This is a genomic window from Streptomyces aurantiacus, assembly GCF_001418335.1.
In the GTDB taxonomy this organism is placed as follows: Bacteria; Actinomycetota; Actinomycetes; order Streptomycetales; family Streptomycetaceae; genus Streptomyces; species Streptomyces aurantiacus.
On the sequence record NZ_LIPP01000036.1, the window covers coordinates 39,724 to 55,852 of the forward strand.

Genomic DNA, 16,129 nt, shown 5'->3' on the forward strand with positions numbered 1-16,129 from the left:
TGCCGGAACGAAGGGAAACCAAAATGAAGATCGTCACGATCGGAAGAGGAATGATCGGCGGAGGGCTGGCCGGCCTGTGGCGCACTGCGGGCCACGACGTGGTGGGACTCGGTCGTGACGGCGGGGACGCGTCGGACGCGGACGTCGTCCTGGTTGCCGTTCCCGGCGACAAGATCTCGGCTGCCCTGAGCAAGGTGACGGGGCTCGGGGGAAAGACCGCGATCGACGCGACGAACATCATGCCGGCGCGGCATGGCGACTTTCCGTCGTATGCCGAGGAGGTGAAGTCGTTTACCGGCGGCCCGGTGGCCAAGAGCTTCAACATGAACTTCGGAGGCCTGTTCGGCGTCGTGCGCGAGCAGCGAGTGCGGCCGAGCAATTGGTACGTCGCGGACGACGGCGCCCGCGAGGTCACCGAGCGGCTCATCCGTGACGCCGGCTACGACCCCGTGCGTGTCGGGGATCTCTCACGGGCCCGCGATTTCGAGAACGCGGTCTGGCTGCTCATGGGCATCCAGCCGGTCGGCGGCGTGTTCTACCGGTTCGCCGTTCCCGGCGAGCTCTGAGGCCGGGCGCCCGCCTTCCGGGTCCCGGCACCCGCGTTCCGTGCAAGGGAAATGTTCCCTCCAGAATATTGAAGAAGAAATAGAAAGAGAAGTGACCGATGTACGACAAGGTGAATTGGCCCGAGCGGTACGATCCGAAGACGTCGGCCATCTACGCGCTCAACGACATCGACGTGAAGGCGCCGCCCGAAGTGGTGTGGAAGCTGCTCGTCGACGCCGAGAACTGGTCGAGCTACTTTCCTGCCGAAGATCAGGTGAAGATCCTGAGTGGCGACCCGGAACTTGCGCTCGGAACCAAGTACAGCCGGGTGACGGTCGGTTTTCCCATGAGCCTGAGCGTGACGGAGTTCGAGCCTTTCAGCAGGCTCTCGTGGGAGACGGTGGTCGACAGCGACGAAACCGGTTCGAGCGCATACCACGGCTGGGTGATCACACCCACGGACGACGGTTGTCACGTGCTGACCGAGGAAACGCAGCAGGGACTCTTCTTCCTTGAGGAACTCGGGCACAAGCATCCCGGCGCCCTCTACCGCTATCACCAGGACTGGGTCGAACGCCTCGCCCGCGCCGCAGAGGCGGAAGTGGCGAATCGTCCGGTCTGACCCCTTTCATTGAACATCTGGAGATTGATGTGTTCGAAGCAGTGAATTGGCCGCAGGCCATGGTTCCCAGCCGCTCTCCGATCCACTTCACCAACGAACTGGAGGTCGCGGCATCTCCCGAAACAGTCTGGTCCCTGCTTGTGGACCCGGAGGCCTGGCCCAGCTTCTACCCGGGCGTCGAGCACGTCCAGCTGCTCGACGGCCATGACTCGCTGCGCCTCGGCACGCGGTTCGAAACCAATCTGGCCGGCCAGGACGTCTTCGCGTCCGTGCAGGAATTCGAACCCATGACGCGTATCGCCTGGGGCGGGTATCCCAAGGCCGCGGAAGCGTCCAAGGCCTATCACGCGTGGATCATCACGCCCACGCCGAACGGATGTCATCTCTGGACCGAGGAGACGATGCAGGGTCCGTTCTGGATCGAATTGGCGAAGAACGCTCCTGACGCTTTCTGGCGCACGCACGAGCAACTCCTTGCGGCGCTCGCCAAGATCGCGACCGAGCGCGGGGACAGGTCCGGAGCATCAGGACCGGTTGCGCGGTAGGCCGACACTCCCTCGCTCTCGCCCGCGCCGTGCCGCTGATCGACGGCACGCCGCGGGCGGAGCCGGTCAGCCCGCCCGGTAAGGCATCTGCCGCCATGAGAAGGCCGCGCCGGGCAGACGACGCTGTCGAGGGGTACTGTCACCACGCGCTGAGCGCGGTGCCTGTCTCCTTGGCCAGCGTGTGCAGGAGCCGGTCCTGGAACGCCTCGTCGTGTGCGGCGGGATGCGGCTGCTGCCGCTGGCGGTGATACCAGTAGCCGCCGGTGGTCAGTGCCTGGGGATCGTCGCTGCTCGCCAGCCACTGCTGTGTCCGGTGGCCGAGTTCGAGATCGTCGGGTGCGCCGGGCCCACCCATCTTGGTGGGCACCCAGCCCGGATCCACGGCGTTGCTCAGCACGTCGGGGTACAGGCGGGCCATCGCGGTGGCGAGCGTGGTGACGAACAGCTTGCTGTCCGCGTACGAACCTGGCTTCGTGTCGGCCGAGTCGATGCCCTCCAGTGAGGGGCGGCCGTCGAAGTGCGAGCCGCTGCTCAGGTACACCAGGCGGCGTGGGCGGCGCAGCACTGCGGTGAGCAGGTAGGGCGCGACGACGTTGACCGGCATGACCGCCCGTCCGCTCCAGACGCCGGCGTTGTGGATGACCGCGTCGAGCGGTGGTCCGTCGTTCAGCTCGGTGGCGATGTGCCGTACGGCGTCGGGGTCGGTGAAGTCGGCGACGACGAGGTCCGCCCCGCGGCCGACGAGCGGGTCGAGGGCCCTGGCGCGCTGCGGGTTGCGGGCGTGGACCACGATGTCGTGCCCGGCGGACTGCAGTGCGTCCGCCGTGGCGTATCCGAGGCCGTCCGTGGAACCGGTGATCAGGATCCGGCTCATGATCGTCCTGTGTGCTGCACGGGAGGACTCCTTGGGGTGTTGTTGCCCGGAATTGCTGTGCTGAACGGCTTTCAGTGTGCCGGGAACCGGCGTGTGGGCGGGACAGCCCTTAGGGCCCTTCTGATGGATCTCCGCGGCATCGCGACGCCCGGCACCCTCCCCCAAGCTCTTCGAGCAGGGGCCCCACTCGCCGCACCACCGGCCGCGCCCCGGGCGGATTACGCCTATTCAGCGGGCTCGGCGGTCGGGGGCGCACAAGCCGAGGAAGCGGCGGCGATCTCGTGCCTTCCTGACACACGAACCGGCGCGAAGCGCCGGCACACCGAGTGAGGAGACCCACCATGCGTGGAGTAGTGATGCACACGGCCGGTGACGTCCGCGTGGAGGACCGCGACGATCCGAAGATCATCGAGCCGACCGACGCCGTCGTGAAGCTGACCGCGACCTGCATCTGCGGCTCGGACCTGTGGCCGTACCGCGGCATCGAGCCCGCCGACCACACCCTCATGGGGCACGAGTACGTGGGCGTGGTCGAGGAGGTCGGCTCCGCGGTGAAGACCGTCAAGCCCGGGGACTTCGTCGTCGGATCGTTCGTCATCTCCGACAACACCTGCGAGATCTGCCGGGCCGGGTTCCAGTCCAAATGCGTGCACGCCGAGTTCGTCCACGCGGGGATCGGCACCCAGGCCGAGAAGGCCCGTATCCCGCTGGCCGACGGCACCCTGGTGGCCACCCCGGGGCAGCCCGACCCCGAGCTGATCCCCGCCCTCCTCGCCGCATCCGACGTGCTCGGCACCGGCTGGTACGCCGCCGTCGCCGCAGAGGCCGGCCCCGGCAAGACCGTCGCGGTCGTCGGCGACGGCGCGGTCGGACTCATGGCCGTCCTCGCCGCCGAGCAACTGGGCGCCGAGCGGATCATCGCGATGTCCCGGCACCCCGAGCGGCAGAAGCTGGCCCGCTACTACGGCGCCACCGACATCGTCGAAGAGCGCGGCGAGGAAGGCGTCGCGAAGATCAAGGAACTCACGAACGGGCTCGGCGCGCACTCGGTCATCGAGGCGGTCGGCACCCAGGAGTCATTCATGCAGGCCGTCGGCGCCACCCGCGGCGGCGGACACCTGGGCTACGTGGGTGTGAACTACGACGTGACCGTCCCCGGAATCGAGCTGTTCTTCGCCGGCATCCACACCCTCGGCGGTCCGGCCCCGGTGCGCCGGTTCCTGCCCGAGCTGATCCAGCTCATCTGGGACCGCAGGATCGACCCCGGCAAGGTCTTCGACCTCACGCTCCCTCTGGAGCAGGCCCCCGAGGGTTACAAGGCCATGGACGAGCGCCGCGCCACCAAGGTGCTCCTCACCCTCTGACGCACCGTGGCCCCCACACAGCCGCCCCTGGCCGGGCTCTGCCACTGCGCTTCAGCGGCAGGCCCGGCCGGGGCCGGAGGCCGGATCGAACACAGCCCAGGGGAGTGTGCGCGGCGACAACCCCGTACGAGTTCGTCGACGCCCGGAAAGTCACCCCGCGGCAGTGTTGGTGTTGTAGTTGACGATCTCCTCCACCATGAGAGCGACCGCACCGGTCAATGGGCTGTCCACCCCTTTGCTCACCACGTCGGGCAACCGGTGTGCCTCTGCCTCGGTGACCGCCACCATGCCCCAGAACGCGTTGAAGCCCGACGGATCCGCCGGCTTGTCGGCGGCTGCCCCGACCGTCAGGAGGCCGCCACTCTCGCTCACGGCCAGCGCGCCCATCTGCTGCAGGGTGTCAGGGTTCCGTTCCTCGGCGGCCACCACGCTCCACCCCGACACCGCTGTGTGCCGTAGCGCGGCGAGCAGGCTGCCGACGCTGCCCGCACCGTTGACAACGATGTCAGGCAGTACGAGGGCTACCGGCCCCCGCGTCATCGGCAGGGCCGACCGAATCGCCCCGTCGAGACCCGGTTCGAACGACTCGTCCTGGTAGACGAAGACCATTTGAAAGGTCTCGGCATAGCGCGCGAGATAACTCACCGTGTCCAGCTTGTGTGTCCCGAATACGACGACCACGCGTACGTCGAGTCCGCTTTTGGTCAGTTCGACGACGGCATCCAGACTGCGGTCCAGCACAGTGACCCCGGGTGCCAGACAGTGCAGTTCCTTCGAGTAGGGAGCCCTGAAGCGCGTGCCGAATCCGGCGCAGGGCAAGATGATCGAAACATCGGGGACGGGCGCGGACGAACTATGCATTGAGTGGCTCTCAGGTTGTCTTGAGATCGAGGACCTTGCGCACTTCGCCGGGTACGGGCACGGGTACGGGCACGCCCCAAGGCCGACACCGCACTGTCGGCTTCGGCCTGGAACGCACGCCGGCGCTCACCGTAGCCACCGAGGACGGTTCCACGCGAGAGGGCGAGGCGCTGGGGGCGAGGCACAACTCCCGTCCGACATCGCCCGGTTGCGCATACACTGCTGCCGCACACGCGCTACGAACAACGCACCGAACGACCAAACGCACCGAAGACCGAACGCGCCGAAGACCGAACGCACCGAACGCACCGCCGTCAACGAAGACGGCGGGCCGAAACGTATGGGAAGACAGAACGAAAGAGGACGCGGAATGCGGGTGCTGTTGTCCACATACGGGACGCGTGGCGATGTCGAACCGCTGGTGGCACTCACGGTGCGGCTACAGGAACTCGGCGTGGAGGTGCGGATGTGCGCCCCGCCGGACGAGGAGTTTGCCGAGCGGCTGGCAGGACTCGGGGTGGACCTGGTGCCGGTCGGGCCACCGGTACGGGCGTTGATGCGCGGCGCGAGCCTGCCGTCGGCGGCGGAACTGTCCCGGTACCGGACCGAGATGGTCGAGGCACAATTCGGCATCTTTCCCGCGGCGGCCGACGGGTGTGACGCGCTCGTGGCGGCCGGCCTGGCGCAGATCGCGGCGCGGTCCGTGGCCGAGGCTGCGGGCATCCGCTACGTGTACGTGAGTTACGCGGCGAACAGCCTGCCGTCACCGCACCATGCGCCCCCACCACGGCCGGGCTGGCCGGAGCCGGAGGCGAACGACAACCGGACGTTGTGGGAGCTGGACGCCCATCAAGCGAATGCGCAGTTCAGCGAGACGCTCAACGGCCACCGGGCAGCGATCGGCCTGCCACCCGTGGACAACGTCCGCGACCACGTCCTCACCGACCGGCCGTGGCTGGCGGCGGACCCGGTCCTGGGACCTTGGCGACAGACCCCCGGCCTTCACGTGACACAGACGGGTGCGTGGAGCCTGGCGGACGAACGCCCGCTCCCCGCGGATCTGGTGTCGTTCCTGGAGGCGGGCACGCCGCCGGTCTACGTGGGCTTCGGCAGCCTGCGCCCGTCGCCGGGCATCGTCGAAAGGGCCATCGAGGCGCTCCGCACACAGGGGCACCGCGTACTCGTCTCCCGGGGCTGGGCGGATCTGAACCCGGTCGACGACCGGGACGACTGCTTCGCCATCGGCGAGGTCAGTCATCAGCGCCTGTTCGGCAGGGTGGCCGCAGTGGTGCACCACGGCGGCGCGGGCACGACGGTGACGGCAGCCCGGGCGGGCGTGCCGCAAGTGGTGGTGCCTCTTCAACTGGCGGACAACCCGTACTGGGCCGGCCGGGTGGCAGACCTGGACATCGGTGCGGCACTCGACGGTCCGACTCTGACCACCGAGTCCCTGGACGTCGCGTTCAAGACGGCCCTGTCGCCCGAGACCCGGACGCGGGCAAAGGATGTGGGCAGCAGGATCCGTACCGACGGAGCGGCGGTGGCCGCGAGCCTGCTGCGCGACGCCCTCCGGTAAGCATGGCGGATGGGCTGATCGCCCTGTGACCGACGCCGTAACCGACACTGCTAGCGTTCGGGCGCATGGAAGACGGCGTGTACGTGGGCAACGCAGGCAAGGACGCGGCGCTGGACCGGGGATGGCTGCTCGGGCACTTCAAGGAGCCCGGCGGTCCTCGCCACAGCCAGGCCGTGGAGGTCAAATGGGGCGTCCACCCACGTGGCGAACAGCGGGCGCAGTGGGTGAAGGGCGAAGTGCGTACAGCCCTCCTGGTTCTCATCACAGGTCGCTTCCGTATGGAGTTCCCCGGTCGTAGCGTGCTGTTGGAAGAACAAGGCGACTACGTCGTCTGGGGCCAGGGAGTGGATCACTCCTGGGTCGCGGAGGACGAGTCGGTGGTACTGACCGTGCGATGGCCTTCTGTCGCTGGATACGCCGTACCACAGGACGAAGAGCGAGCGGGTTCGTAGAGCCGATTGCGGCCTCGCCCACACATGACGGACACACAGACCCCCACGCACACGAAGGGCCCCGCGGTCACCCGGTCGACTCCCGGATGACCGCGGAACCTCATGCATGACCGCGCCCTCCCGGTGTTCGCGGGAGGACCGGCGCTCAAGTGACCACAGCCGTGGGACCACGTCGTGCGATACGAGCCCACGCGCCCCGAGGCTCGGACGGTCGCGGAGTACCAGGGCTCATGCCACGTCAGAACGAGGAGCGGCCCTCTTGGCCATCGCCCTTCCAGTGGCCCTCCGCGCAGCCGGCGCCGTAGGAGGCGTGGCCGTCGCCCGCGTTCGCGAACTCGCCGCAAATCCGGAAGTCGCCCTCGCTGCGGTGCTCGTCGTGGTCGTCGGCGAGGGCCGAGCCGGCGCTGCCCAGGATCGCGGTGACGGCGAAGGCGCCGGCGGCAAGGATGGTACGCACACGCATGGTTGCTCCCGATGGAGAGGTGATGGACACATGAGCGGGAGATCCGGTGCGCGGATGCGCACCCTCACCGCCCTTGCGCCCAGCATCACGGCGGGACGTGCCGTCGGCGAGCATTCATCACCCAAACGTGGGCGCCGCGCAGGACGCCCTCCCGCAGCAGGACGCCCTCCGCAGACGGCCAGTGATGGTCGCGGACTGATCGCCGGGTTGTGCAGCTGATCATGTGCACCGGTCAGGGCGTCGGAGCCTGCCGCGTGCGCTCCTGGTGGCGACGGGCCTTCAGACGATTGCCGCAGGTCTTCATCGAGCACCAGCGGGCGGTGTTCGCACGGCTGCGGTCGAGGAGGAAGAGGCGGCACTCGTCGTTGCCGCAGGGACGCAGTCGTCCGGGCCTGCGTTCCCGGACGTCGTACCAGGCGAGCACCAACTCCACCGCGAGCATCCGCTCGGGTGGCACCTGGAGACGCCACCGTAGGCCCGACTCGCCGACCTCGGGAAGCCGGCAGACGCCGGAAAGCATCTGTTGCAGCTCCGCCTCGGGCACGGGGCCGAGCGTGGCGGTCCGGAGGACATCCCGCGCCGTCCGCAGCCAGTCGATCGCCGGCGCGTCGTCGGGGCCGCCATGCTCCTGAGCCCACCGCCGCAGCTCGGCCTCGTCGGCCCACAGATCCTGTGACCGGCCGTCCACCACCGGGGTGCTGTTCAGCGCCTCAAGCAGCGCGCGTTCATCGATCATGTCCGCCCACCTCCCCCTGTCTAACCCCGTTCATGGCCTTGACAGGTTACCTCGACATCCGGTCCACTGAGGGCGCAGGTAACCATCAAAGCGGATTGAGAGGGTTAGATATGACTGAGATTCGCCATCAGTACGCCACCGTGCGCGGACACCGCGTCTTCTACCGGGAGGCCGGACCCGGCGACGCGCCGACTCTGGTACTCCTGCACGGATTCCCCACCAGCTCGCGCATGTTCCGCCGATTGATCCCGGAGCTGGCCGACCGGTTCCACGTCATCGCCCCCGACCACCTCGGCTTCGGCCACTCCGACACCCCGTCCGCCGACACGTTCCCGTACACGTTCGACGCACTCACCGACATCACCGAGGAACTCCTGGCCGGGCTCGGTGTCACCGACTACGCCATCTACGTACAGGACTACGGCGCGCCCATCGGGTGGCGGCTCGCGCTGCGCAACCCGCAGTCGATCACCGCGGTGATCACCCAGAACGGCAACGCCTACGAGGACGGCTTCGTCCCCGAGTTCTGGGCGCCCGTGTGGGCCTACGCGAAGGACCCGGGGCCCGGGACGGAACCGGCGGTCCGCGGCGCCCTCGATCTGGACGCCGTCCGCTGGCAGTACCTCCACGGGGTGGACCGCCCCGAACTGGTCGACCCCGACACCTGGACGGCCGACCACCGCGACATCAGCCGCCCCGGCAACGACCTCGTACAACTCGCTCTCTTCCGCGACTACGCCACCAACCCGCCCCTCTACCCGCAGGTGCACGCGTACTTCCGCGAGAGTCGCGTCCCGCTCCTGGCGGTATGGGGAGCCGAGGACCAGATCTTCGGCCCCGACGGCGCCCGCGCCTTCGCGCGGGACCTGCCGGGCGCCGAGATCCACCTGGTGCCCGGAGGCGGCCACTTCCTGCTCGAAAGCCACCTGGACGGCACGGCCGGCCACATCCGGGACTTCCTGACCCGTACATTGTCGGCGACTCGGGTATGACAGGCAGAGTCGGTCGGCGGAGGTTTCCACGGAGTGTGGGGGCCACGACAGGAAAGGCGGTGTGCGATGGCCGCGTACGTCATCCTCCCCGGAATTGACGGTTCCGATGAAAAGCATTGGCAGAGCTTGTGGGAGAACGAGTGGGGAGCCTCAGCGGTCCGGATCGCGCCGGCCTCGTGGAGCAGGCCGGACCTGAGTGACTGGGTCGCCGCGGTCCAGGCTGCCTATGAGGTGGCTTCCGAGCGCGACGGCCAGGACGACCAGGTGGTGTTGGTGGCGCACAGCCTCGGCTGCTGGGCAGCCGCTCAGTGGCTGGAGCGGGTGCGGCCCGACGGGGTCACCGCGTTCCTGGTGGCACCGCCCAACCCCCAGGGACCGGCGTTCCCACGTGCGGCCGCGTCGACGTTCCTCGGCGTGTCCGCCCGCCCTTTGCCGTGCCCGAGCCTGATGGTGGCCAGCGACGACGACCCCTATTGCGACCCGACGGCCTCGGCCTCGTTCGCGCAGGGGTGGCAGGCGCAACCGTCTTTCGTCGGAAGCCACGGACACATCAATTCCGACAGCGGCCTCGGCGACTGGCAGGCCGGCCGGGAATTCCTGCGCACGCTCGTCGACCGCTGAGATGTCCCAGCCCCGGCACCAGCCCCGGCCCCAGTTCAATTCAAGTGTTCAGCTCACGTGTGTGTCCAGTTCAGAAGTTCAGAAGTTCAGATCGGATCGTGCTCTTCGTTCTCAAAGCGAAACTTCACCAGCGGCACCAGAAATGAGAATGGTTCGGCGTCGCCTGTGATGGCGCCGGCGGCAGCGGAATGAACCGGTCCTGTGAGGGCTACGCAGACATCGAGAGGGATCCCCAGGGAAATCTCCTGCCGGGTTATTCGTCCGTGCCACGGCTGAACCGACAGCGCACGGTCCTGAGGCACGCAGTAGGCCAGCATCTGCTCGTAGTCGGAAAAGGCGCAGCGCCAAGGTCCGTCCGTCGGCCACTCGGGCAGCGGGGCGAGATGGGCTTCGGCGTCCGGCGCGCTACCGTGCCCCGGACCCAGAAGAAGATCGATCCGCCCGTCCTCCGAAGTGAGCAGCGACGCTCGCCCAAGGACGTGCATGGGCAGCGCCTCGGCCGTCATACGCGCGCCGAGGGCGTGGAACGTGCGATCGATGGCGGTGCTGAGGAAGTGGACGCCCAAGGCACCGGTGCGACGGTGGTGCACGTAAACGCGCCAGTTGCTCTGCAGCGGCGAGGGCAGCAGGCGCCGCCAGCGGCCGAGCGACGCCGGCCCCAAGTGCCCATGGCGGTAACTCAGGAAAGTCAGCATCGCCTGGTCGCCGGCCTCGCCGATGCGCTGCAGTTCCAGGCCGGGCGGAATGAGTGGCTCGATGCGACGGGCGTCGACCACGTAGTTGACGTAGACGACGTCCCTCATGTCGCTGGCGAAGGCCACCGGTGGAATGCGCTCGCACAGTGTCCGCAGCAGTCGGCTGTCAGCCACCCAGTTGAGCGGAGCAGCGAGCCGGCCCCGTGGGTGGATCCACGGCGCGTACCGCCCGTAGCGGGTCTGCCGACGAGTGCGACGCAGGGCGTGCTCGGCGATCCAGGCCGCTGAGCCGACCGACAGGACCAGGGCGAGCACGGCGAGGAATACGAACATCACGAGAGTATGGCAAATGCGGTGGGGCCTTTTCCGTAAAGACGTAAGAGGAGGACCATAAGGAGAGGACCGTAAGGAGAGGAAAGGGCCGGGCGAGGCGTCGTCAGCGCATGCCGCCGGAAGCGAGGATGACGTCCCCGGTGATCCAGCGCGCGTCGTCGGAGGCCAGGAAGGTCACCAGCGGGCCGTAGTCGTCGGGGGTGCCCGTACGGCCCAGGGGCGTCGCGGCGATGGTCTGGGCCTCCTGCTCCGACCCGACATAGCCGATGGCCCTGGTGCCCTCGGTGTCCGAAGGGCCGGGCATGATCGCGTTGACACGGATGCCGCGCGGGCCCAGTTCCTTGGCCATGATGACGGTGAAGGCGTTGACGGCGCTCTTGGACGCGACGTAGAGCGAGGCGTAGGGAGGGTGGCTGACCGTGCCGGCCGTCGAGATGTTGATGATCGACCCGGCGTCGATGTCGTCCTGCGCGGCCAGGGCCTGCGTGGTCAGGATCGTGCCCAGCACGTTCGTGGTCATCTCGCGCTGGAACTCCTCCTCGGTGATGCCCGACAGCGGTGCGAAGGTGACGACGGACGCGTTGTTCACGAGCACGTCGACCGGGCCGTACACCTCGCGCGCCCGGTCGAAGAGCCGGCGTACGTCGTCGCCGCCGGCGACGTCCGCCTGGACCGCGATCGCCCGGCCGCCCTTGGCGGTGATGTCCGCGACGACCCGCTCGGCGCCTTCCGCGTCCACTCGGTAGTTCACCACTACGGCCGCGCCGGTCCCGGCCAGTGCTTTGGCGATGCCTGCGCCCAGCCCCTTCGACGCGCCTGTGACGATCGCCGTACGTGCGTTGTTGCTGCTCACAGTGGCTCCTAGAACGGTTGGTGCGTGTGGAAGCAACCGTAGGAAAACCACTTACTGATGGGAAGTACGTACTTTTTTGTAAGCTCCTGTCATGATGGAAACAGCGCAGGTCGCGACCGCCGGCAGGCTCCTGGCCCATGACACCTTCGACAGCAAGTGCCCGCTCAGGCCGATCATGGACCAGACGACAAGCCGCTGGGCGACCCTCATCGTGTCGGCCCTCGTCGGCGGCCCGCACCGTTTCGCGCAGCTGCATGTACGAGTCGGTGGCATCAGTCAGAAAATGCTGTCGCAGAACCTCAAGGCGCTGGCCCGGGCCGGACTCGTCGCCCGCCATGTCGCGCCCACCAATCCGCCTCAGGTCACCTACAGCCTGACGGAGCTCGGTGTCAGCCTGGCCGGACCGCTGACCGACCTCATCGGATGGTTCGGCCGGCACGGAGACGAACTCCTCGCCGCGCAGAAGGACTACGACAGCCGGCAGGCGGAGAGTGCTGCGAACTAGGGAGCGGATGCCTCGGCGACTTCCCCCCCGACGCCACGCGCGGCGGGTGGCTGTCCTCGGTGCGACCGGCGGAAGTCGCACGGCGAGGACGGCCTACGGCACTTGGTCCCATCACTCGTGTACGGTGATGGGACCAAGTATCGTCACTCTGCCTGCTGGAGGTCTGCCATGAGCCGAGCCGTCATCTATGAGGCGTTCGGAGGTCCCGAGGTGCTGGAGGTGCGAGAGGTCCCGGAGCCGCACGCCGGTCCGGGCGAGGTCCGTGTCCGCGTAGCGGCAGCCGGCCTGAACCCCATGGACTGGATCCTTGCCTCGCTGCCCGAGGCGGCGGAGCAGTTCGGCGTCACCGTGCCGTCCGGCTTCGGGCACGACTTCGCCGGTGTGGTGGACGAGGTCGGCGTCGGCGCCACGGGTTTTGCGGTGGGCGACCGCGTCTACGGAGGCGCGCTGAGCAGGGCCGTCGCTGACTTCGTGGTGGTCAAGGTGCCCGCGGAGGCGTCCGAGGTGCTGTCTCACACGCCGGAGGGCATCAGCGACGAGGTGGCGAGCACGCTTCCCGTGGCCGGCCTGACCGCGGCCGCCGCTCTGTCGGCGATCGACCTGCGGTCCGGCGACACCGTCCTGATCGGCGGCGCCGCCGGCGGTGTGGGCGTGTTTGCCGTACAGCTCGCGAAACTCGTCGGCGCCAGAGTGATCGGGACCGCCTCGGAGAGCACGTTCGAGTTCCTGCGGCAGCTGGGCATCGAGCCCGTGGCATACGGCGCCGGGTTGGCCGACCGGGTACGGACACTGGCCCCCGACGGCGTGACCGCGGCGACCGACCTGTTCGGCACCGAGACAGCGGAGACCGCGCTCGCGCTCGGTGTACCGCCCGAGCGGATCTCCACGATCGCCGCGGGGCCCAACCCTCCCGGCGGCGTGCGCGCGACCGGCGGCAGCGAAGCGGGGCCGGACGCGCTGGCGCGGATCACCGACGCGATCCTTGCCGGGAAGATCACCGTGCCGATCGCCGCTACCTTCCCGATCGAGCAGACCCACGACGCCGTGACCCTGCAAGCCGGACGCCACGTCCACGGCAAGATCGTGATCACTCTGTGAGCAGGTCCCCGGGTGCGCTGAACGCGATGCGGGAAGCACATGACCGCCGAGATCGGGCTCGGCAGCGCCGAACCCGCTCGGGCATCACCCGAGTGCTTGATGGTGAGGCGTCCGGGCGGCAGTTGACCTAAGGGCTGTCGGAAGAACCCATGCAGTACGTTCCCCTCGGCGCGTCGGGGCTCAAGGTCTCCCGGCTGCCCGCCTACTACCCGTGGTGGCACCGCGCCCTCAACGCCACCGACCGGCCGGATCCGGCCGAGTCGCCCTACCTGACCGAATTCCAGCGGTACGCACTTCCGGACGCCTGATCCCGGAACTCCGGTGCGGCCGGCGGGGGGTGACTGATACAGCGCCGGGACACGCCGCCCGGCTACGTCGCCGGGTCCGGTCCTGCTGTCGGCGGCTGTCGGCGGCTGCCTGTCAGCGGCCGTCGTTCAGTTCCTGGTGCATCTGGGGCTGGTTGTCCTGGTCGTGGGTGATCGCGTACTTCTCGATCTCGTTGAAGTGCCTGGAGGCAGTGCCGAGGACTTCCTTGTAGGGATTGACGCCTACGGTTTTCTCGGCGGCTCCGCCGAACAGACCGCCGCCGATGCTGCTGACGACCTTGTGTCCTTCGGCGAGGGGCTTGGCGGCGAGGTCGAGGGGGTTCTTGGGGACGCCCGCCATGTCGGCGTACTTGTCGCCGAGGCCCACGCGGGTGACGGCGATGTAGGCGTCACTGACTCCGGGCGGCAGCAGGTCCCGGTAGAACTTGATGGCCTGCTCGGTCATGAAGAGGCCGTCGTCGGTCTTCTTCCACTCCGTCTCCCGTGCCTGGTTCCACAGTTGTTCGACGTCGTCGGCGTTCTTGGGCAGGAGCCACTTCTCGGGTGTGCCGAGGTAGTGGGTGACGTAGTGCCAGGCGCAGATGAACCCGTGGGCGTCGTCCCTGGAGACGTCGACGCCGAGGTTCTTCAGGGCCTGGAGGATCTGGGTGGAGAAGACGCAGGCGGCGCCGGTGGTGTACTTCTGCGAGACGGGCTCACCCCACTTGGCATAGTCCCACTCGCCGCTCTTCTTGTGCAGCTGGCGCACAGAGGCGTGGACCAGGCGCACCTTGGTCACGTTCGCCTTCAGCGTCCCGTCTGTCATCGCCCCCTTGTTGCCCATGTCGAGGAACAGCCGTGAGGACTGCGACAGGCGCCGGCCCGGCCCTTCCACGCCGCCGAGGCGGCCGGTGGAGCGCAGGGTGAAGGCGCCGGTGGGGGAGAGGTAGGTGCCGATGAGGCCGACGGTGCCCTGGAGCATGGACGCTTCGCCGTGGTGGTGGTCGAAGAAGCCCTCCGCGGCCCTGACGTCCGCCTTCGTCCAGCCCGGCGGGTCAGCCGCGGCCTTGTCCATGAAGTCGGCGAGCCGCTCGGGCAGCTGCGCGTGGTAGTCCTGGTTCTTGCTCAGCTTGCCGATGGTGCGGAACAGGTCGTTGACCCCGTCGACCTCCCGGTTGTCGATCAGGTCGGACACCAATGCGTCGGCGTCCGGATCGCCGACCTTGTTCGCGGCCTCCAGCTCGGCCGCGATGTTGGCAGTCGTCAATGCCATAACAGAACTCCCGTCTTGTGTTGATCAGGGCTGTGGCGCTGCGGTGACCAGGCCGCTGACCTCGGCCGAGTACGGGTTTCGCCCCCGGCCGCGCTCACACGGAGCAGGAGCCAGGCAAGATCACCTTTTACGATCCTGCCTCGGCAGGCTGCACGTTCGCGATGCCCCGTTCGAGGCACGCAGGAGCACGCCCGCGTGCTGAAGCGGCGCACGGCCGCGCTCGCCGCCCGGTGGCCGCGCCGGCGTCGCCGGTCCTACGGACAGGGCTTCGCCAGGTCAGGAAGGGACAGCGCAGCCGACGAGCTTCATACACACGGTCTCGCCGGAATCGTGGCCCGTAGTAGCGCGATCGCGGGGCGGGAAGGTGTGTGTCTGGCGCGGGAGTTGCACAACGGCAGACGGTTGACGAAATCGCACGCCGGGGGTGCGTGCGACGACTGGCCGGACTCTGGCTTCGGGAAGGTCCAAGGCGTGGTGCCGAATCACCCGAAAGAGCACCCTGGGCAGTGTTGCGGTTACTGGTGGACGCGATTCATGGTGATAAGACCGTCGGCGGGCGTCGACAGGTCCCGTGAACCGTTCGGACGCCTGCCGTTCCGTCGAGTTGATCAGGTCCGAGTAGCTCGCCGTCGGATGGGTGAGCCCATCGACTCAGGCCGCAGTTTCCTCGGTTCCCCCGTGTCGGCGGCAGACCTTTCGCAGGTCCGCCGAGCTCTTGCGCCGACCTGTCCGGCACCTGCCGAGGGCAGTGCCCGGCCAGGCACCGGAAACGTCCCCAAACCATGGAGAGAGGCAGCATGAAGTCCAATTCCGGGTTCTTCGCCCGACTCGCCGTCATCGCAGGCACATTATTCGCGCTGGTCGTCGGAAACTCGGCCGCCGCCACCGCGGCCCCCGGGTTCGACAGTGGTCCTTGGCGCATCGTCAACTCCGCCACCAGCGGCCATCTCATGCCCGCCGGATACGGGCTGAACCATCAGGACGGCATCCTCATCTACGCCTGGAACGAAACGGCCACCGGCGACTCGTGGCACCTGGAGTGGGTGGAACAGAACTACTACATCATCCGCAACACGGACACCAGCAAGTGTCTCAAGCCCGGGGGCCTCTTCGACGGGCTGAAGACGTTCGTCACCCAGGCCACCTGTTCCAACAGCTACGAGTTCCAGTGGGACATCGTCTCCCGCTGGAACAACCCCTACGAGGGGCAGATCATCTCCCGCTCCACCAAACAGGCCCTGCGTCCCTACTACAACCTGCCCAATCAGGTTGTCATCCTGGACACCCCGAGTGAGTCGGCCATGAACTCCTGGTCGTTCAACCGCCTGTAACAGCACACGAAGTCGCCACGAGCTTCGACAGGCGTACGAGGCGACCGAGCTGGTCGCAGCCCTCAACCGGGGCTGCGACCAACT

19 protein-coding genes are annotated in these 16,129 nt (G+C 68.0%); 12 read left to right on the forward strand and 7 right to left on the reverse strand.

Annotated elements, in window-relative coordinates; translation table 11 throughout:
* The first annotated feature begins 23 nt into the window (after positions 1 to 23).
* The 3 genes from AOK01_RS05655 (at position 24) to AOK01_RS05665 (ending at position 1,713) form a co-directional block, all read left to right on the forward strand.
* A complete protein-coding gene (locus tag AOK01_RS05655; protein ID WP_055509057.1) occupies positions 24 to 566 on the forward strand; it encodes an NADPH-dependent F420 reductase in 543 nt (180 codons plus the stop codon).
* Between the two features lie 98 nt (positions 567 to 664).
* Positions 665 to 1,168: an SRPBCC domain-containing protein gene (locus tag AOK01_RS05660; RefSeq protein WP_055509060.1), complete on the forward strand. Its 504-nt coding sequence runs from the start codon at positions 665 to 667 to the stop codon at positions 1,166 to 1,168.
* 29 nt (positions 1,169 to 1,197) lie between these two features.
* Positions 1,198 to 1,713 (forward strand): SRPBCC domain-containing protein, encoded by a 516-nt coding sequence (locus tag AOK01_RS05665; RefSeq protein WP_055509062.1) that lies wholly within the window; start codon positions 1,198 to 1,200, stop codon positions 1,711 to 1,713.
* 139 nt (positions 1,714 to 1,852) lie between these two features.
* Here AOK01_RS05665 and AOK01_RS05670 read toward each other — a convergent pair whose 3' ends face one another.
* A complete protein-coding gene (locus tag AOK01_RS05670) occupies positions 1,853 to 2,587 on the reverse strand; it encodes an SDR family NAD(P)-dependent oxidoreductase (RefSeq protein WP_055509064.1) in 735 nt (244 codons plus the stop codon).
* 341 nt (positions 2,588 to 2,928) lie between these two features.
* Between AOK01_RS05670 and AOK01_RS05675 the strand changes: the two genes are divergently transcribed.
* A complete protein-coding gene (locus AOK01_RS05675) occupies positions 2,929 to 3,951 on the forward strand; it encodes a zinc-dependent alcohol dehydrogenase family protein (protein WP_198427892.1) in 1,023 nt (340 codons plus the stop codon).
* Positions 3,952 to 4,101: 150 nt separating this feature from the next.
* On the opposite strand, the gene AOK01_RS05680 is transcribed toward AOK01_RS05675, so the two are convergent.
* On the reverse strand, positions 4,102 to 4,692 hold the full coding sequence (locus tag AOK01_RS05680) for a glycosyltransferase family protein (protein ID WP_220450575.1): 591 nt from the start codon (positions 4,690 to 4,692) through the stop codon (positions 4,102 to 4,104).
* A 490-nt stretch (positions 4,693 to 5,182) separates the two neighbouring features.
* On the opposite strand from AOK01_RS05680, the gene AOK01_RS05685 reads away from it, so the two are divergent.
* Together AOK01_RS05685 and AOK01_RS05690 are read left to right on the forward strand one after the other, a co-directional pair.
* Positions 5,183 to 6,388, forward strand: a complete 1,206-nt coding sequence (locus tag AOK01_RS05685) for a glycosyltransferase (protein ID WP_055509069.1) — start codon at positions 5,183 to 5,185, stop codon at positions 6,386 to 6,388.
* A 65-nt stretch (positions 6,389 to 6,453) separates the two neighbouring features.
* Positions 6,454 to 6,840, forward strand: a complete 387-nt coding sequence (locus AOK01_RS05690) for a cupin domain-containing protein (protein ID WP_055509070.1) — start codon at positions 6,454 to 6,456, stop codon at positions 6,838 to 6,840.
* Between the two features lie 238 nt (positions 6,841 to 7,078).
* Here the strand turns inward: AOK01_RS05690 and AOK01_RS05695 are convergent, their stop codons facing one another.
* Both AOK01_RS05695 and AOK01_RS05700 read right to left on the reverse strand, forming a co-directional pair.
* Entirely contained in the window at positions 7,079 to 7,303 is a 225-nt protein-coding gene (locus AOK01_RS05695) for a hypothetical protein (RefSeq protein ID WP_055509072.1), read from the reverse strand.
* 232 nt (positions 7,304 to 7,535) lie between these two features.
* Complete coding sequence (locus tag AOK01_RS05700; protein WP_055509074.1) at positions 7,536 to 8,039, reverse strand: CGNR zinc finger domain-containing protein; 504 nt, start codon at positions 8,037 to 8,039, stop codon at positions 7,536 to 7,538.
* Positions 8,040 to 8,149: 110 nt separating this feature from the next.
* On the opposite strand from AOK01_RS05700, the gene AOK01_RS05705 reads away from it, so the two are divergent.
* On the forward strand, positions 8,150 to 9,031 hold the full coding sequence (locus AOK01_RS05705; protein WP_055509076.1) for an alpha/beta fold hydrolase: 882 nt from the start codon (positions 8,150 to 8,152) through the stop codon (positions 9,029 to 9,031).
* 66 nt (positions 9,032 to 9,097) lie between these two features.
* Positions 9,098 to 9,652 carry an RBBP9/YdeN family alpha/beta hydrolase gene (locus AOK01_RS05710; protein WP_055509077.1) on the forward strand — a complete coding sequence of 185 codons (555 nt, stop codon included), beginning with the start codon at positions 9,098 to 9,100 and terminating at the stop codon, positions 9,650 to 9,652.
* A gap of 86 nt (positions 9,653 to 9,738) precedes the next feature.
* Here the strand turns inward: AOK01_RS05710 and AOK01_RS05715 are convergent, their stop codons facing one another.
* Positions 9,739 to 10,680: a DUF2071 domain-containing protein gene (locus AOK01_RS05715; protein ID WP_055509079.1), complete on the reverse strand. Its 942-nt coding sequence runs from the start codon at positions 10,678 to 10,680 to the stop codon at positions 9,739 to 9,741.
* 103 nt (positions 10,681 to 10,783) lie between these two features.
* On the reverse strand, positions 10,784 to 11,533 hold the full coding sequence (locus tag AOK01_RS05720; RefSeq protein ID WP_055509082.1) for a glucose 1-dehydrogenase: 750 nt from the start codon (positions 11,531 to 11,533) through the stop codon (positions 10,784 to 10,786).
* Positions 11,534 to 11,624: 91 nt separating this feature from the next.
* Between AOK01_RS05720 and AOK01_RS05725 the strand changes: the two genes are divergently transcribed.
* The 3 genes from AOK01_RS05725 to AOK01_RS42425 all read left to right on the forward strand — a co-directional run bounded on the left by AOK01_RS05725 (position 11,625) and on the right by AOK01_RS42425 (position 13,444).
* Positions 11,625 to 12,038: a winged helix-turn-helix transcriptional regulator gene (locus AOK01_RS05725; protein ID WP_079103181.1), complete on the forward strand. Its 414-nt coding sequence runs from the start codon at positions 11,625 to 11,627 to the stop codon at positions 12,036 to 12,038.
* Positions 12,039 to 12,206: 168 nt separating this feature from the next.
* Positions 12,207 to 13,136 carry an NADP-dependent oxidoreductase gene (locus AOK01_RS05730; protein WP_055509084.1) on the forward strand — a complete coding sequence of 310 codons (930 nt, stop codon included), beginning with the start codon at positions 12,207 to 12,209 and terminating at the stop codon, positions 13,134 to 13,136.
* A 149-nt stretch (positions 13,137 to 13,285) separates the two neighbouring features.
* Positions 13,286 to 13,444 (forward strand): hypothetical protein, encoded by a 159-nt coding sequence (locus AOK01_RS42425; protein ID WP_213862058.1) that lies wholly within the window; start codon positions 13,286 to 13,288, stop codon positions 13,442 to 13,444.
* 112 nt (positions 13,445 to 13,556) lie between these two features.
* On the opposite strand, the gene AOK01_RS05735 is transcribed toward AOK01_RS42425, so the two are convergent.
* A complete protein-coding gene (locus AOK01_RS05735; protein WP_245702115.1) occupies positions 13,557 to 14,714 on the reverse strand; it encodes an oxygenase MpaB family protein in 1,158 nt (385 codons plus the stop codon).
* Between the two features lie 797 nt (positions 14,715 to 15,511).
* Here AOK01_RS05735 and AOK01_RS05740 point away from each other — a divergent pair.
* Positions 15,512 to 16,045, forward strand: coding sequence for an RICIN domain-containing protein (locus tag AOK01_RS05740; protein ID WP_055509086.1), 534 nt, complete (start codon positions 15,512 to 15,514; stop codon positions 16,043 to 16,045).
* Positions 16,046 to 16,129: the final 84 nt, after the last annotated feature.